Source organism: Acinetobacter sp. RF15B, assembly GCF_007558235.1.
Lineage (GTDB): Bacteria > Pseudomonadota > Gammaproteobacteria > Pseudomonadales > Moraxellaceae > Acinetobacter > Acinetobacter lwoffii_C.
The window spans coordinates 43,808-61,653 of record NZ_VLSR01000007.1; the positions used below are offsets into that span (position 1 = coordinate 43,808).

Here is a 17,846-nt window from a genome sequence, read left to right on the forward strand (position 1 = left end):
TTTTTTATTGGGCGAAATATTTATTCTGGTGAACGAATCAGGCTCAGGAAATGCAGATGACGTTCATATTGATCAATGATGTCCTGTAGTAAATCTTCCTGTGTCCATTCCATTACATCATAGCCCTGCCCACCTTCTTTTAAAAAGACTTCAGCCTGATAAGACTGGTCATCCTCAAGCTCGGACATAAAAGTGGGACTGATCATTTGTGTCATTACCACCTGATAGATAAAATTCATCTCATCCTGATGGTCGACACGCAACTCAATTCCCTCTTCCAGCGCATGAATCTTGACCTGTATCTGACGGCGTTTCAGCTCGGTCTGAAAACTACCAAAAGCTTTGCTTGCCGTAGTATCAATAAATGCCTGCACTTCGGCCTTGCTATGCGGATAATGCATAATCAGTCCCAGCCTTTGCTGCCAGCTGCGCGGATTTTGAATCGCACGCGGCGTAATACGTGCAGCCTGCACAGCATGCATTTTAATTACATCCAACCTCAGTGCTTTAAGTAGTCCCCAGCAAATGAGCAGCATGATCAGGGTAAAAGGCAAGGCACTCATGATCGTGGCAGACTGTAAGGCCTCCAGACCGCCGACCAGCAGCAAGGTAATCGCCAGCAAGGCCATCACCAAAGTCCAGAACAGGCGTTGCCAGACCGGTGAGTTTTCAGTTTTTGCTGTCAGATAATCAGTGACTAGCGAACCAGAATCGGCGGAGGTCACAAAGAACAGCATCACCAGCAAGGTTGCCACAATACTGGTGACAGAACTAAAGGGTAAACTGCCCAGAAATTCAAACAGTGCAACCGATGAATCACGCTGCACCGCTTCAAGCAGACTGGTATTGGTTTCATGAATAATACTATGTAGGGCGGCATTGCCCATAAAGCCCATCCAGATCAGGGTAAAGCCTGTTGGGATCAATAGCACCCCAACAATAAATTCCCGGACTGTGCGTCCTTCTGATACACGCGCAATAAACATGCCCACAAATGGTGACCAGGAAATCCACCAAGCCCAATACATGATGGTCCAGCCTCCAATCCAGCCGCTAGGCTGATAGGCATACAGGTTAAAGGTCATGCTGAACAGATTGGAGACGTATTGGCCTGTAGCCTGAATCGTGGTCTGTAAAAGATAAATACTTGGGCCAGCCAAAAATACAAAAATCAGCAACAGCAGGGCAAGCAACAAATTCAGTTCGGCCAGCCGCTTTACGCCTTTATCCAGACCAAAAAACACTGACAGGGCGGCCATGCTACTGACCACAATAATCAGGACAATCTGGGTACTCGGCTGCTGCTCAATACCAAACAGATAATTCAGGCCCGAGTTGATCTGGGTTACCCCGAATCCCAAGGTGGTGGCGACACCAAAAATTGTCCCGATGGTGGCAAAGGTATCGACTCCATCTCCAATCGGTCCATAAATTCTGTTGCCAATCAGTGGATATAAAGCGGAACGGATTTTTAAGGGCAAATTATGCCGGTAAGCAAAATAGGCCAGTGCCAGACCGACCAGGGTATAGACGGCCCAGGCATGCAGCCCCCAATGGAAGAAAGTAATTCGCATCGATTGCTGGGCAGCCACCAGTGTCTGAGGCTCACCAATCGGTGGCGTGACATAATGCATGACTGGCTCTGCAACGCCAAAGAACATGAGTCCGATGCCCATGCCGGCGGTAAACAGCATCGCGAACCAGGAACCACTATGATAGGCGGGCTGGCTATGATCAGGTCCAAGCTTGATTTTCCCCATATCGGACAGCGCAATATAAATCAACACAATCAGGAAAATAGCCACGGACAACACATAAAACCAGCTAAATGAAGAGGTAATCCACTGATTTAACTGTTGCGTGAGTCCTTGAAAAGTATCCGGCGCAAAGAGCACCAGTCCCAGAAAAATGGCGATAATGACCACGGTACTGACAAAGACATTCGGGTTGACATTAGCCAGCCAGGAAGATGGTTTGGAAGACATATATCCCTCTTTTTTTCAATCTATGGAAAGAGCGAGAGACTCAAATAATTATTTGCAAGTAAAAACTATGAGAGAAATAAATAGAGTGTGTTGATAATTCCTGTGGCTTGGCAACAACGCATATTTTTTCTGCTTTCCGCGCCAAGCATTTATGAAATATCAATAGACCCTAATATAAAGGCAGATAAATAAAATCAATTTGAATCCGGCCTTATTTTAAAATAGGGTGAAAAATAAAGCCGTCAGCTTAATGTAACAAGAAATTCAAACCTGTCTGGCTTTACGGAGAGGTATTTTTATCCTGTTTCTGATGTTTTTTCTTGGGGGGAATATAGGCAATATATTGTAAGGCAATCAATCGTGAAACGATCAGCGCCAGATACATCACCCCAAAAAACATCTGGATAATTGCCAGCATACGGGCAATCGGGCTAACCGGCATCAGGTCAGATAAACCGGTGGCGGACTGGACACTAAAACTCAGGAACAGTAAATCCAGCCAGGGTTGATAGGCATGTAAATCGGGATGTGCAAAACTGTAGGGCACCAGCAACTGGCAAATGCTATATAAAAAGGCAAAGCCCCAAGCCAGCAAGGTAAAGACTGCGCCTGCGGCAAACAGCTCATCTTTGGTCAGATAACGATCATGAAACATATAGCTCAACAGGCCATAAGCTGCACTAAAATAAGCACTGGCTTCAAACAGGTTGGCCGTGATATGAATCCAGTTATCCTGAATCCCCAAAGCAATTAAGGAAGAAAAGAAAATCGCACCTGCGACAAAGGTCAGCCCTAAAATCGTAAACATCGGGGTCTGTCGAATGACTTTGGCAATGACCAGCAGCACCAGAACTCCAAGCACCCAGGTAACAGCACGATAGGACACACTTTCATAGGCCAGCACCGATAGGATCAAAATCAGCAATTGCAAACAGAGCAGCCATGCAGATGGCAAATGCTCAAATGTTGCCCAGAATCGTCTTAATGCCTGCTTCATACTGCCCTTCTTCTTGGAATTCATATTCGCAATTTAATTATTATCAGCCTCAACATAGCATGCAGCAGGTTTACGGGTGTTTAACAATTTGTATGAAAATTACTGAAAACCGCTCTACGCCATGCTTTTATTTTTTTGCATATAACGTTATGGCGAAGAAAACTGACTGTATTGCAGGCCATAAAAAAAGCCCCGGATGGGGCTTTTTTAGGATGAACCGATCTTAGTGATCAGAAGCACCCGAGATACCGATACCGGTTTGTGAACGTACAAACTGGGCATCGAAAGCTTTGCGCTCTGCTTGTGCCTGAGCTGAGTTATCTGTGACCGAGAACAACCAGCAGCACAAGAAAGACAATGGCATTGCAAATAATGCAGGACCGTTAAATGGAACCACTGGAGTATCCGAGATGCCTAAAGTATCTACCCATACTGCTTTAGACAGCACAATCAAGGTTACTGCGGTTACCAGACCTGCAACACCACCAATCACCGCACCACGTGTCGTCAAGCCTTTCCAGAACATGGACAATACCAGTACCGGGAAGTTGGCACATGCCGCCACCGAGAATGCCAGACCGACCATGAAGGCAACGTTTTGTTTCTCGAACAGAATCCCGAGAATCATCGCGAAGATCGCCAGACCTAAAGTCGCAAGCTTAGACATACGTAGCTCAGACTCAGGCGTAGTTTGGCCTTTCTTCAACACGTTGGCATACAAGTCATGCGAAATTGCTGAAGCACCAGACAGGGTCAGGCCCGCAACAACCGCAAGAATGGTCGCAAATGCTACTGCAGAAATGAAGCCCATGAACAGGTCGCCACCCACTGCATCAGACAGGTGAACCGCCGCCATGTTATTACCACCTACAAGCTCTAACTTGCCAGTGATCGCCATTTTCGCAACATCCAGGAATTGCGGGTTATTCGATACATACAGGATCGCACCGAAACCGATAATAAAGGTCAGCAGGTAGAAGTAACCGATAAAGCCTGTTGCCACAACCACTGATTTACGTGCTTCTTTGGCATCTTTTACCGTGAAGAAACGCATCAGGATATGTGGAAGACCGGCAGTACCGAACATCAGCGCCAGACCTAAAGAAATCGCATCAATCGGGTTAGATGCCAAGCTTCCTGGACCCATGATTTTGGTTGCATCTGCCAGGCTCAGGTCATGCACTTTTGAATACACGCCAATCGCCTGTTCAAACATGTTGGTAAAGCTGAAGCCGACGCCTTTCATGACCATGAACGCCATGAAAGTAGCACCAGACAGCAGCATGACTGCTTTAATAATCTGTACCCAGGTCGTTGCCAACATGCCGCCGAACATTACATAGGCCATCATCAGCAAGCCGACAATCACCACAGCAAGGTTATAGTTCAAACCGAACAGCAGCTTGATCAGCTGACCTGCACCCACCATCTGGGCGATCAGGTAGAAGGCTACCACTACCAATGAACTCATGGCGGCTAAAGTACGCACCGGTTTTTCCTGTAAACGGAAAGATACTACGTCAGACAGGTTATATTTACCCAAGTTACGCAGACGCTCTGCCACCAGGAATAATACGATTGGCCAGCCCACCATAAAACCAAGTGAATATAACAAGCCATCAAAACCTGACAGGAACACCATCGCAGAAATCCCCAGGAAGGAGGCTGCTGACATATAGTCACCGGCTATCGCCAGACCGTTCTGGAAGCCGCTAATCCCACCACCGGCAGTATAGAAGTCCTTGGTATTTGTGGTTTGTTTTGCTGCCCATTTAGTAATGAACAGGGTAGCCCCCACGAAAATCACAAACATGATAATCGCGTGCCAGTTGGTTGCCTGCTGTTCTGCTGCGCCTAAATCCGGACCAGCCATTGCCATCCCTGAGCCGACTGCAGTTGCAGCCAGGGCAATTAAAGAATTCCATTTCATCTTAATGAGGTCCTTTTTCATGAGCAATTGCTTCTACTTCACGTATTGCTTCTTCAGTCAATTGATCGAGACGGTTATTCGCGATATAGGAATAAACGCCACATAAGATAAATGACAACACAATGATGCCCAGACCCAGTGGAATCCCCCAAGTCGTCACTCCACCTGAAATAGAAGACAAAAGAAACTCTTTGTTATAGCCAACCAGCAACATGAAGCCCACATAGACAAACAGCATAATGCCCGTTAAAGTCCAGCTGAGTGTGCTCTTCTTGCTAACCATTTCTTTGAATTTTGGATTCTGTAGAATTCGATCTACCTGTACCTCATCCATCGTTGCACTCCTGTAGCCCAACCGTGGGCTGATTATTTTTAATTCGAATTATTACTGTTGCAAATTAACAAGAATTGTGGCGTCTTGTAATTAAGACTTTGGTCGTTAAAAAATAATCAATTTTAACTGTAGCGTTCACGATGCGCTATTATAGGGCCAGCTTCAGTACACATCAGGCTCTATGAACAGTTGGCTCATCATAGGGGTGCTCGCCCTCTATATCGCATTACTCTTTATCTGCGCATTTTACGGAGAAAAACATACCAGCCGGTTCAGCACCCGTGGGCGTATGTTGTTGTTCAGTTTGACCTTAGGGGTCTACTGTTCATCCTGGACCTTTTATGGTGCGACTGGAGCGGCGGTTCGTGAAGGCATCATCTTCCTGCCAATCTATCTTGGTCCGCTGCTGTTTGTCGCAATTGGCTACGATATCTGGCGCCGCTTAGGACGGGTACGCCAGCACCATGCCATCTCCTCGATTGCCGACTTTGTGGCCGCCCGTTATGGTAAAAGCGGCCCTCTCGCCTCACTGGTCACCATTCTGGCGGTGATTGCCATTATTCCTTATCTGGCCTTGCAGCTACGTGCTATTGCACTCAGTGCGACAGTTATTCTGGAACCTTCCTCAGGTATGAGTAATACTACCAATGGCGTGCTGTTCCTGACAGGTATTCTCGCCATTCTGGCCATGATTTTTGGTACCCGGCAGATTGCCAACACCGAACAGCACGGCGGCCTGATGCTGGCAGTGGCTTTTGAATCGTTTGTCAAACTGTTTGCCTTGCTGGCGGTCGCCTGTTTCTTCATGTTTGAAGCACCGGAGAACCTGACCCAGATCAGTCATGATATCAGTAGCACTTTTCATGACGTCCAGGTGTTCGGCGTACCGGAAAGTTTCTGGACGCAAACCCTGCTGGCTGCATTGGCCATTATCTGCCTGCCACGCCAGTTTCATGTGGCTGTGGTAGAACTGCGCGATGAAAAACATATTCGCGGGGCACGGCGCTGGTTTGCAGTCTATTTAATTCTGACCACGGTGGCGATTATCCCGATTGCCAGCTGGGCACTACATGCCGCTCCCCAATATCTGGCCATTCCGGATGTCGCCGTTTTATCTTTACCGCTCAGCTATAATCAGGACTGGCTGACCTTGCTGGCTTTCCTCGGCGGCTTCTCGGCCTCGACCGGAATGCTGCTGGTGTCTTCCGTTGCCCTATCGATCATGCTCAGTAATGACCTGATCATGCCGGCGCTGTGGCGTTTTAAACTGCTGTCGCGGCATGACAAGCGCTTACCGCTGGTCCTTAAATTTACCCGCCGGGTCTGCATTCTCGCCGTCATGCTGATGGGCTTTTTGTTCTTCAACTTCTTTAATGATATTGATCAACTGTCGGTCTTTGGGCTGCTGGCTTTCAGTGCGGTTGCGCAGTTCGCGCCTGCCCTGATTGGTGGTCTGTACTGGCGTGGTGGCAGTAAGCAGGGCGTATATGCCGGCTTGCTGACCGGTTTTGCCCTGTGGTCCTATACGCTGTTGCTGCCAACGATTTTACGCAGCCTGCCAGATCGCTATCAGCAATTTAGTATAGATTTCCTGACCCAAGGACCTTTTGGCTGGAACTGGTTACGTCCCGAAGCCCTGATTGGATTTGAATCTTTTGATCCTCTGACACATGGCGTGGTCTGGGCATTGGGTCTGAATACCGTGTTATACATCTGGATTTCACGCATGTTCCGCCCAAGTGTGGCAGAACAGATTCAGGCCGAAAGCTTTTTCTATTATGAAACCAAGCCTTTGCCATCGCAAAGTCCGATGACTGAAGTAAGTTATTCGCATCAGGATGTTGCCCGCCTAAAAGTGGGTGATTTGCTGACCCTGGCAAAAAGAATTACCGGTGAAGTACCGGCCGCGCAGGCATTCCAGCAGTTCTGTACACAAAATAATGTCGAACTCAATGAAAATAGCAGTGCCAATGGGATGTGGTGGCGTTTTACCGAACAGTATCTGGCCGGCACGATTGGCGCCGCATCAGCACGGACCTTATTGACCACCGCTATGGTCAATAATGGCCTGGCGCTCGGCCAGGTCGCAAATATTCTGGATCAGGCCTCCCAATGGCAGCGTTTTAACCAGAACCTGATTATGACCATGATTGACCATATGACCCAAGGGGTGAGTGTGGTCGACGAAAACATGTGTCTGGTGGCCTGGAATAACCAGTATCTGAAACTGTTCGATTATCCAAAAGATATTGTCTATGTCGGCTGTCCGATTGCTGACCTGATCCGCTATAACGCAGAACGCGGCGAATGTGGTCCAGGTTCGGTGGAAGAGCATGTGCGTAAACGGATTCACTGGATGCGCGTCGGCAGTGCACATGAATTTGAACGGATCCGTAAAGATGGCCGCGTGATTCAGATGCGTGGTAATCCGATTGAAGGTGGTGGTTTCGTAACAACCTTTGCCGATATTACCGCTTTCCGTGAAAATGAAGCTGTTCTGGAAGCCCGGGTCCGCGATCGCACCCAGCAGCTCGCCGATGCCCTGTCTGAACAGCAATTAGCGCGTGAGCAGGCAGACAAGGCCAATATGTCCAAGAGCCGCTTTATTGCAGCTGCCAGTCATGATCTGCTACAGCCCATGCATGCCGCACGCCTGTTTAGTACGGCGCTGGAACAGAGCATCCAGAATGATGAAGACCGCAAAACCTTACAGCAATTGGATCGTGCGCTGCATGGGGCGGAAAGTATGCTCTCTGCCCTGCTGGATATTGCCCGGCTGGAAGGCGGTACGATTCAGCCTAAACGTCAGGCCTATCCATTGCATGATCTGCTGAGTGACCTGGAACTCCAGTTCAAGTCAATTGCCGCACAGCGCGGGATCAAGCTCAGTGTGCATGATGCCCAGTTCTGGATTGATACCGATCCGCAGTGGATTCGTCGGATTATCCAGAACTTCGTCAGCAATGCGCTACGCTATACCGCCAAAGGTAAGGTGGTGGTCGGTGTGCTGCGTGCCAGTGAAAAACCCAATCATATCCGCATCGGAGTATGGGATAGCGGCCCAGGGATTGCCGAAGAACAGCGCATTAAACTGTTTCAGGAATTCGAGCGCTGTGGCCACGCTTCTCCATGGGGCGAACAAGGGCTGGGACTGGGGCTGGCGATTGTACAGCGCATGACCAGTATGCTGGGCTATCCGGTGCATGTCTATTCCACATATGGCAAAGGCTCCTGTTTCATGATTGAAGTCCCGGTAGTGGCTGCACCTCAAGTGGTGGCCACCCCCGTACAGGCAATACCATTAAAGTCTAAGGCCTTTAAAGTCCTGTGTCTGGATAATGATGAAGCCATTCTGGAAGGTATGTCGACCCTGCTCACCAAATGGGGCTATCAGGTCTTTAAGGCCACCGAACCGGAACAGGCCATCGAACTGATCCGGCAGGAAAATATTCAGGTGTGGCTGGTAGATCAGCACTTGAACCAGGGCAAGATCGGTCTGGACTTTATTCTGGAACATCGTCAGCCTCAGGTTCCGGTGGCACTGATCACCGCAGATTCAGATCCGGAATTGCCACAGCGTCTGAAAGAGTTAAATATCGTACTGCTGAAAAAACCGTTAAAACCGGCCTCCTTACGCTCGTGGTTATCCGGCCTGAAGATTTCGGATCATTAACTCACTCGCTGGCTAAGTTTTCCTTCCCAGCCTTTTCACAGGATACCCATCTTCCAATCTGGAAGATGGGCATTTTTTATACACACCTTGCACATAACTTTACTCAATATGCAGAAAAAACAGGCAGATGTGCCAAAAGCACCAAAATTGCGAAAATTTGACCTGATCTATTGATCAAAAAGTTCATTTTAATTTTCACTATGGCAAAAGTTACCGAACCCCTTAATTCATAGCCGCACACTTAGTTACAAAAATATAAGCGACTGCTTTTTATAATACTTTTTAGAAAAAACCATTGAATAAAACTTTGGTCTTATTTTTCACCTAGCCAGCTTGGGCCTAAAAATAGAGAATTGAGAAACGATCAGTTTCCATCCAGTCCATCCTTTCCCCCTTCTTTGGCAGCTGATCCACTTGCACTGCATAGGAGCTCTTACAATGAAACTGGTAGATGAACATGTTGCTCATGACCTGAATCAAACCCAGCAATTTCACCTGCGTTATGGAGTCAATGCTTTATTGCCTCCGATTAACTGGTCACAGCTGTTTAAAGACAGCAAATTAGATGACAATCAATATCAGGCTCTGGAAACTCTTTATCAAAGTGCTGTTCCATTGGCATTACAGGTCTTTGATGAGCTACATTTTGATGTATTTGAACCCTATGCCTATAAACCCCAAGGTCTAGGTTTGTTTGAACGGCTTGCCGAACAGGAAAACAAGCTGATTCAGTCACTTGAAACCGAAGTACAAGATTTACCTGCAAAAACACGGCACCAGATCTGGAGCATGTTGCTGCGTGGCGGAGCAGTTTTGGTGTTTAAAGCCTGGCTGGGTAAAGTCAAAAATGATAGCGACTGTCTGGACACCCAACAGTTTGATGAACTCTCTGATTTGTTATTTATCAAAACCTGTCCGCATGAACTTGCTGAACATTTACAGGTCAATCCGAATGCACAGGAGGATCATATCTTCTTGATGTATGACAATGAAGTGTATCTGGACCGTTTTAACAGTCTGGAGACCGCCGCACTCTTTGTAGATCTGGGCGTCTATGATGCGACCTTCCTGAGCCTACGTGATGACCGGATTGCAGAATATCTGAAGTCTAAAGGCTATGTGACCCAAGATCAGATTGATGAATTACAGTGCGCCCTGAACCCGATGTTCTGTACTGACCTGACGCAAAAACAGGACTATATTGCATAATTTTTTAACTAAAACTTCATGCAATAAACAGAGTAAGCTTTAAAAAATTAAGGAGTTTATTGACTAAACTCCTTAATTGGATACAGGTGGTCTTTATTAAGTTTAAACACCCAGTCAGGCAAATTTACATTTTCTTTTCGTCAATATTGAGGGCATTGATCGCCAATACGGCCTGAGTCCGGTTTTGTACACCCAGTTTGCGGAAAATTGCGGTTACATGCGCTTTAATAGTCGCTTCAGAAACATCCAGTTCATAGGCAATCTGCTTGTTCAACAAGCCTTCCGCTACCATCATCAGAACACGGAACTGCTGAGGAGTCAGCGACTGGATACGTTCTGCCAGTGCAGTTTCATCCGCAGCACGCGGATCAAAATTGACATTGGCGGGCAGATTTGGCGGCAACCAGATTTCCCCTTCCAGCACTTCACGGATGGCTTCACCAATATGGCTTGGGTGTGCAGACTTCGGAATATACCCCATGGCACCATGTGCAATAGCCCGCTGGATAATACTGACTTCTTCATGTGCAGACACTACAATAATCGGCAAAGATGGATATTGGGCGCGTACATGAACCAGAGCTGAGAAACCCGATGCTCCTGGCAAGTTTAAATCCAGTAGGACAAGATCAGGTTCAGGACCATTTTCCAGACGTTCATAAAACTCATTGACTGCCGCAGTTTCATGAATCTGCGCCTGTGGCAGACTATAACGAACCGCTTGAATTAAAGCATGACGAAACAGTGGATGATCATCAACGATTAAAATATTCATAGGACGTGAGAAAGATCTTGTACACGGTAGTTCCTATTCTAACCACACAAGCCGCCAGAAGGATATGCGAGAGGCTATAATTTTTAAAATAATGGTGGTTTTTCTTTAAAATTCTCACATTGTTGAGGGATTTTACTCAATCTTGCATTCTCAGCACTTTTGTATACCCGGTTTATTTTTGCTCTCTCAGACTGGGTTGAATTTAATATAAATAGAAATTTCAATATATTATTGCGTTACTTTTCATCCAATCTCATTTCTATACCAATGTCTCAAAATCGGCTCACTTTACAGTTTTTATTTATTTTATTTTTTACTTTATCGTGATGAATCAAGTGATCTCGGACTTGACTCTTGCTCAGTATCACAAAATGAATATTCATCAGTCCGAACCTTTGCCGATGAGGCGCATGTCTGGCAGTCTGCACTATTTTCTAAAACGAAAGCTGGAGTTCAGACCATTTGGCCTACTCTGCCCTCTCAAACTAATCTGTATTCGGCAGGGCTTAGGCTTGGCAAATTACATGCCTCAACCCGCTCCCAAAGCGGACAGAAACCATACTTAAAATAAAAAATACCGGCAGATGATGCCGGTATTGCAACGATTCAATTTAGACCGTATTGCGCTGTACTTCAGTAATCAGCTGATCAACCACCTGCGGTTCGGCTAGGGTCGAGGTATCGCCCAGACTGTCCAGCTCATTGGCGGCAATCTTCCTCAAGATACGGCGCATGATTTTTCCTGAACGGGTTTTAGGCAAAGCAGGCGCCCAGTACAAGGCATCGGGTGTGGCTACCGGTCCGAGAATTTTACGTACCCAGCCAACCAGTTCATGCCGCAGTTCTTCTGTAGTTTCAGCATCAGCCTGTAAAGTCACAAAGGCACAAATTCCCTGGCCCTTAATCTCATGCGGCATCCCGACCACAGCAGCTTCGGCAACGGCTTCATGCGCGACCAATGCACTTTCAATTTCTGCGGTTCCCAGACGATGGCCTGAGACATTCAGTACATCATCAACGCGGCCGGTAATCCAGTAATAACCATCTTCATCACGGCGTGCACCGTCACCAGTAAAATAGGTCCCGGGATAGGTCGAAAAATAGGTTTCAATAAAACGTTCATGGTCGCCCCAGATGGTCCGCATCTGTCCCGGCCAGGAGTCTTTAATCACCAGATTCCCCTCTGTGGCACCTTCCAGCTCATTGCCATCAGCATCCACAATAGCGGGTTGTACCCCGAAGAAAGGACGGGTGGCTGAACCTGGCTTCAGGTCAGTTGCGCCCGGCAATGGGGTAATCATAAACCCGCCTGTTTCGGTCTGCCACCAGGTATCAACCACCGGACAGCGGCTTTCGCCCACCACGGTATAATACCAGTTCCAGGCTTCCGGATTAATCGGTTCACCGACCGTTCCCAAAAGTCTTAAACTGCTTCGATCACTTTCCCGCACATAGGCATCTCCTTCACGCATCATGGCGCGGATAGCAGTCGGGGCCGTATAAAGCACGGTCACATTGTGCTTGTCGACAATATGTCCGGTACGCGCCCAGCTTGGATACTGAGGCACCCCTTCAAACATGACGGTTGTTGTACCGTTAGAAAGTGGGCCATAGAGCACATAGGAATGTCCGGTAATCCAGCCTACATCTGCCGTACACCAGAACACATCATCCTGTTTAATATCAAAAACTTCACGGAAGCTGCAATCCACATAGGTAAGATAGCCACCCGTGGTATGCATGACCCCTTTGGGCTTTCCGGTTGAACCGGAGGTATACAGAATAAAGAGTGGATCTTCTGCATTCATCGGCTCTGGCGGGCAGATATCATTCACCGCCATGATTTCCATGTGATACCAGAGATCACGCCCGGGCTGCAGCTCAATCGGGTTACCGGTACGATGCACCACAATCACATGCTGTACCGATTCAGTGCCACTCATTTCCAGGGCGGCATCCACATTGGCTTTCAGTAAGATTTGCTTACCCCCCCGCATGCCCGAATCAGCAGTAATCACGATCTTAGCCTGACAGTCTTCAATCCGGCTGGCCAGTGAATCCGGTGAAAAGCCTCCAAAGACCACACAATGCACCGCACCAATCCGGGCACAGGCCAGCATGGCAATCGCAGCTTCAGACACCATGGGCATATACAGCACCACACGGTCACCTTTTTGGATCCCATTTTTTTTCAATACATTGGCAAAACGGCAGGTCTCATCATGCAGCTCGGCAAAGGAAATTATCTTGTGGCGAGATGGATGATCGCCTTCCCAAATAATCGCCGGTTTATAAGGATGTTCTTTCAGATGGCGATCCAGACAGTTGGCACTGACATTCAGCTGGCCATCCGCAAACCATTCAATTTTAAAATTATCTTGGTCAAAACTGGTGTTTTTTACCTGGCTAAACGGTTTGATCCACTCCAAGCGCTTTGCCTGTTCGGTCCAGAATTCTTCTGGATGTTCAATGGATTTTTGATAACGTTCGAAATACTGCGTATCTGTGGTACGCGCGGTTTTTTTAAATTCTTCTGGTACTGGATAGATTTCTTTCATTATTCACGTCCTTGATTTTGCTCTATCTCATCACGAGAGGTTAATAGTATTGTATTCTTGATTATTTTTTGCGCATAAAGTCAGTAATAGCTGCTTATTTCAAATCCGACAATCATGCTTTCGTCGTAGAATACTTATTTAAATTCAATCATCATCATGCCAATTACAGTGATGCAAGTCTGAGTGAAGAAACTGTTCTTCAAAATAAAGCACTATTTACATCCTACTGCTTAAAAAAGAAATAAAATAGCGCTTCATCTCCAGATTTATCTTATTCAGATCAGGATCTTGCCCATGAAATCGTCAGCGTCTTCCCCTCCTCCTTTATCCGTAGCGGATCGTCCCTTATCTGTTCAGGGACGATTTGGACGTCTCAGCTTTATTGCCTGGTCCGCATTTCTTCATTTTATTTTTATCTTGAGCAGTCTTGCGCTAGGTTTAGGTATGGATATTGTGAACTTTATGTCTGTCTCGACAGATCCGTTCAACACATTTTCCCTGTACCGCCTCTCCAATCTGTTTGCGCTGCTGTTGCTGGGGCTATATATTTATTTTGCTGTGGTCATCACCATACGCCGTCTGCATGACCTGAATGGCAGTGGCTGGTGGACTTTATTATGTTTGCTACCTGGGGTGAATATATTGTTTGGGCTTTATCTGCTACTGGGTCCGGGCACTACAGGCAGTAACCGATATGGCCCGCAGCGCTTGAGTCTGGTCTGGGAAAAGATTTTAGCCTGGCTGATGATTATTTTTATGCTGCTTGGCCTGTTTGCTGTTATTGCCCTGTTTTTCTACCTCGGAAGTGGAGAGGCCAGCCAGATTCCTGCAGACGTCATGCAAAAAACCACAGAATATTTTTAAAGCAGATTCAGTGATATTTGTATATATTTCTGATTTTTTAACATGACAATAATTAATTTTCAGCTGAACATCAGGCAGAATACCCCAAAATGAATACATGGAATCTTTGTGGCTGAGCAACAACATACCTTAAATCAGGTGACGGAAGGCACCACAGAACTGTTACATCAGGCAACTGAAAAAACGGCCCAGACCGTGATTGAGCATACGGCCAAATATAATGATGCTTATGCGACCATCGACAAGATTATGGAGAGTTTCTGGGAGCGTGTGCCTTATTTTTGTATCGCGCTGGTGGTGATTGTCATTTTCTGGCTGTTGTCGAAAGTTTTCAAATTTTTCGTCCGCAAAACCTTGGAAAACCGCTCTTATACCCGACAAAATCTGGTTCTGGTCCTGAACCGGGTCGGCAGTACCTTTATTATTTTCTTTGGGATACTGATCGGGCTGGTAATTGCGGTTCCCGGCTTTACCCCCGGGCAGCTGCTGAGTGCACTCGGCGTCGGCTCGGTCGCCATCGGTTTTGCCTTCAAGGATATTTTCCAGAACCTGCTCTCGGGTGTACTGATTCTACTTGGTGAGCCATTCAAGATTGGCGATGATATTATCGTCAATGGGATGGAAGGGACGGTAGAAGATATTCAGATTCGCGCGACCTTTTTACGTTCGCCCGATGGCCGCCGTATCGTGATTCCCAATGCAACGGTGTATACCAGTGCTGTGACCGTCAATACCGCCTATACCCGGCGCCGCTGTGAATTTTCGGTCGGAATTGGTTATGAAGATGATGTTCAAAAGGCCAAAGATATTATTAACGCGATTCTGGATAAAGATCCGACCATCCTGAGCCAGCCTCGATTTAGCGTCAATGTCATTGCTCTGGCCGATTTCTCGATCACCCTGAAAGCGCTCTGGTGGGTCGATACGACCGAAACTGGAACCGGAACTTCAATCAGTACCGTACAGGAACGGGTCATTCAGGCCTTTGCCGAGCAGGATATTTCAATTCCTTATCCGGTACAGGAAGTCAAAATCTATCGCGGTGAAGGCAATGACGACGCCTCAGCTCGTGCCAAACAGCCGACCTAAGACATAGGGAATAGCCGTTTCAGTACGCAGAATCCGGTTGCCCAGGCTCACCGCCTGGCAGCCATTTTTAATCAGCAAATCCACCTCATACGGGATAAACCCCCCTTCCGGCCCAATGATAACCGTGCAGGGATGCTGAATGGCAAATGGCATCGGCTGATCTGCATAAGGATGCGCCACCAAAGCCGGGCGCTCTGTAGCAATCAAGCCTGGCAAGACATCTTCCACAAAAGGCTTAAAGCGCTTATACCGCTCAATTTGCGGTGCAACCGTATCACCGGCCTGCTCCAGCCCGAGTTCAATATAATGATCCAGCTGCTGTAAAAAAGGGCTTTGCCAATAGCTTTTATCAACGCGGTAACTGTGTAATAAAATAATTTTTTCCACCCCCATTGTCACTGCATCCATCACCAGACGGCGCAAAACCTTGGGGCGTGGCAAGGCCACAATCAGTGTCACTGGCAATTTTGCAGGAATCGCCTCTTCCTGAAGCGGCTTTAACAGGACCACTGTTTCAGAAATTTCGACAATTTCGGTTAAATAGCGTTTCCCTTCCCGTATTCCGACTTTGAGCGTATCGCCTCTCTGCACATCAAGATGTTGCCGCAAATGCTCCAACTGCCGTTTTGAGCGAATTGACCATAGTTCAGTTTCGGTTTGACGTGGATCAAGCAGGACGATATTCATAAAAAATCTAATTCAAAATAAAAGCTGAGCTTTAAAAAGTAAAATCACGGAAGGGATAAAAATCCTGCAAATCAGTATTAGATATCACAAGTAGATGATGGGGGTCGCCTGTTTCACGGTACTGCAGGGAGGCAATATCAATGCAATAAAGGATTTTTGTTACTTTTAGCTCGACCAAAGTAAGCTAGTCACTTTAAAAAGTAAATATCCAGCTAAATCGAATCTGGCCTATTCTGGGACTGCCTGAAATAAAGCGCTATAGCGACTTATTGGCGTGTAGGCTTTCCCCATAGATTGGACAGCAAAAGTAGGCAAAACACTTTTATTAGGCTGATGATACTTCCCTGTATCCCTGCCATCTTGCTAAATCCAGTATCTGTTATTTATTAAGCTAAATTAAAGATACTGATCAATCACCTGAATATGTCTTTCAAGCGAACCCTGATTCTGCTGCAGTATTTTCTGTGCCTGGATATTCAAAGCCTTAGCTTTTTTCGAATCTTCAAGCAATTCAATCAACACATGAGCTGCCTGTTCGGCATCCTGCACCACTTTTACTGCATCCGCCTGTATAAACTCATCCACAATTGTCTGAAAATTAAAATAATTCCGACCTAAAATAGTGGCGACATTCAGTGCAACCGGTTCCAGAATATTATGCCCACCGCCGGGCTCATTCAGAGAACCTCCCACATAACAGGCCTGACTCAAGGCATACCAAAGCCACATTTCGCCCATCGAATCCGCCAGATAGACCTGCGTATCGAGCTCGACCTGTTGCCCCAGACTACGGCGCTGAGTGGTTAAACCCAGCGATTGCGCCGCCTCAAATACTTCATCAAAACGTTCCGGATGCCGTGGTACCACAATACATAACAGTTGAGGATTGGCCTCCAAGGCAGGCTTTAAGGCTGCCAGCAGCTGCTGCTCTTCCGGAGCATGGGTGCTGGCCAGTGTCATGATCTTCCGCCCTTGCAAAGCCCAATCCCGATTCATCTGCTGCGCCTGATCAAGAAAGACGGCGGGAGCAGAAATATCAAATTTGATATTCCCCAAAACCCGGGTTTTTTCGGCAGCCATACCTAAGTCGATATAACGCTGCTGGGTGGCGATGTCCTGAGCCAACAGACCGCTCAACTGCCTTAACATCCCCCGGGTCAACCCCCGGACTTTGGCATAGCCTTGAGCCGACTTTTCAGATAATCGGGCATTCAGCAATAAACACGGCACTTTAAAGTTCGGTGCCTGATCAAGCAAATTGGGCCAGAGTTCCGTTTCCATCAATAACAGCAGTTTAGGCTGATAGAGCTGATAAAACTCGCGAATCAGGCGTTTCTGGTCTGCCGGTAAATACACCGCTTGGAATAATTCCAGATAAGGTGCTTTTAAAAATAAGGATTTGGCTCGCGCCTGTCCGGTCTTGGTGGTATTGGTAACCAGAATCGGGTGGCCAAGTTTCAAATAATGCTCGATTAGGGGCTGGGCTGCATTGGTTTCCCCTACAGAGACCACATGAAACCAGATCGTCTGTAAATTTTTCGGTGGTTGAAAAGGACCGAAACGTTCCAGCAGTTCTTGTTGTAATTGCTCAGGACTGGTCGCACGTTTGCGAATACGGGATCGATAAAGCGGTTTAACCAGAGATAAGGCTGCGTTATACCAAAAAGGAGTAGCCACACTGCCTCCCAATAGAGATTTAATCGGCAAAATATAACAGAGCCACATCGACATGTTAATCAATGTGA

At 47.0% G+C, this 17,846-nt stretch carries 12 protein-coding genes; 4 read left to right on the forward strand and 8 right to left on the reverse strand.

The features are described 5' to 3' along the window. Positions 1-20: 20 nt before the first annotated feature. The 4 genes from E2K74_RS07120 to E2K74_RS07135 all read right to left on the reverse strand — a co-directional run bounded on the left by E2K74_RS07120 (position 21) and on the right by E2K74_RS07135 (position 5,246). Entirely contained in the window at positions 21-1,985 is a 1,965-nt protein-coding gene (locus E2K74_RS07120) for a BCCT family transporter (protein WP_151206882.1), read from the reverse strand. A gap of 280 nt (positions 1,986-2,265) precedes the next feature. Beyond that, positions 2,266-2,982, reverse strand: coding sequence for an ion channel (locus tag E2K74_RS07125; RefSeq protein WP_151206883.1), 717 nt, complete (start codon positions 2,980-2,982; stop codon positions 2,266-2,268). Between the two features lie 223 nt (positions 2,983-3,205). Further along, the gene (locus tag E2K74_RS07130) at positions 3,206-4,912 is read right to left on the reverse strand and encodes a cation acetate symporter (protein ID WP_151206884.1); all 1,707 of its coding nucleotides are present in this window, start codon (positions 4,910-4,912) and stop codon (positions 3,206-3,208) included. Between the two features lies 1 nt (position 4,913). Continuing rightward, complete coding sequence (locus E2K74_RS07135) at positions 4,914-5,246, reverse strand: DUF485 domain-containing protein (protein ID WP_151205088.1); 333 nt, start codon at positions 5,244-5,246, stop codon at positions 4,914-4,916. 181 nt (positions 5,247-5,427) lie between these two features. On the opposite strand from E2K74_RS07135, the gene E2K74_RS07140 reads away from it, so the two are divergent. Together E2K74_RS07140 and E2K74_RS07145 are read left to right on the forward strand one after the other, a co-directional pair. Continuing rightward, positions 5,428-8,919, forward strand: coding sequence for a PAS domain-containing hybrid sensor histidine kinase/response regulator (locus tag E2K74_RS07140; protein WP_151206885.1), 3,492 nt, complete (start codon positions 5,428-5,430; stop codon positions 8,917-8,919). A 438-nt stretch (positions 8,920-9,357) separates the two neighbouring features. After that, positions 9,358-10,128, forward strand: a complete 771-nt coding sequence (locus tag E2K74_RS07145; protein ID WP_151206886.1) for a hypothetical protein — start codon at positions 9,358-9,360, stop codon at positions 10,126-10,128. 124 nt (positions 10,129-10,252) lie between these two features. Here E2K74_RS07145 and E2K74_RS07150 read toward each other — a convergent pair whose 3' ends face one another. Next, the gene (locus tag E2K74_RS07150) at positions 10,253-10,903 is read right to left on the reverse strand and encodes a response regulator (RefSeq protein ID WP_151205581.1); all 651 of its coding nucleotides are present in this window, start codon (positions 10,901-10,903) and stop codon (positions 10,253-10,255) included. 611 nt (positions 10,904-11,514) lie between these two features. Further along, positions 11,515-13,461, reverse strand: a complete 1,947-nt coding sequence (gene acs, locus E2K74_RS07155) for an acetate--CoA ligase (protein WP_151206887.1) — start codon at positions 13,459-13,461, stop codon at positions 11,515-11,517. Positions 13,462-13,755: 294 nt separating this feature from the next. Here acs and E2K74_RS07160 point away from each other — a divergent pair, with 294 nt between their 5' ends. Together E2K74_RS07160 and E2K74_RS07165 are read left to right on the forward strand one after the other, a co-directional pair. Next, positions 13,756-14,325: a DUF805 domain-containing protein gene (locus E2K74_RS07160; RefSeq protein ID WP_151206888.1), complete on the forward strand. Its 570-nt coding sequence runs from the start codon at positions 13,756-13,758 to the stop codon at positions 14,323-14,325. A 108-nt stretch (positions 14,326-14,433) separates the two neighbouring features. Beyond that, positions 14,434-15,414, forward strand: a complete 981-nt coding sequence (locus E2K74_RS07165; RefSeq protein ID WP_151204824.1) for a mechanosensitive ion channel family protein — start codon at positions 14,434-14,436, stop codon at positions 15,412-15,414. On the opposite strand, the gene E2K74_RS07170 is transcribed toward E2K74_RS07165, so the two are convergent. Together E2K74_RS07170 and E2K74_RS07175 are read right to left on the reverse strand one after the other, a co-directional pair. Next, a complete protein-coding gene (locus E2K74_RS07170) occupies positions 15,388-16,101 on the reverse strand; it encodes a 16S rRNA (uracil(1498)-N(3))-methyltransferase (RefSeq protein WP_151206889.1) in 714 nt (237 codons plus the stop codon). The two genes, E2K74_RS07165 and E2K74_RS07170, sit on opposite strands and share 27 nt — an antisense overlap. Positions 16,102-16,497: 396 nt before the next feature. After that, on the reverse strand, positions 16,498-17,778 hold the full coding sequence (locus E2K74_RS07175; RefSeq protein WP_171480662.1) for a 3-deoxy-D-manno-octulosonic acid transferase: 1,281 nt from the start codon (positions 17,776-17,778) through the stop codon (positions 16,498-16,500). Between the last annotated feature and the right edge of the window lie 68 nt (positions 17,779-17,846).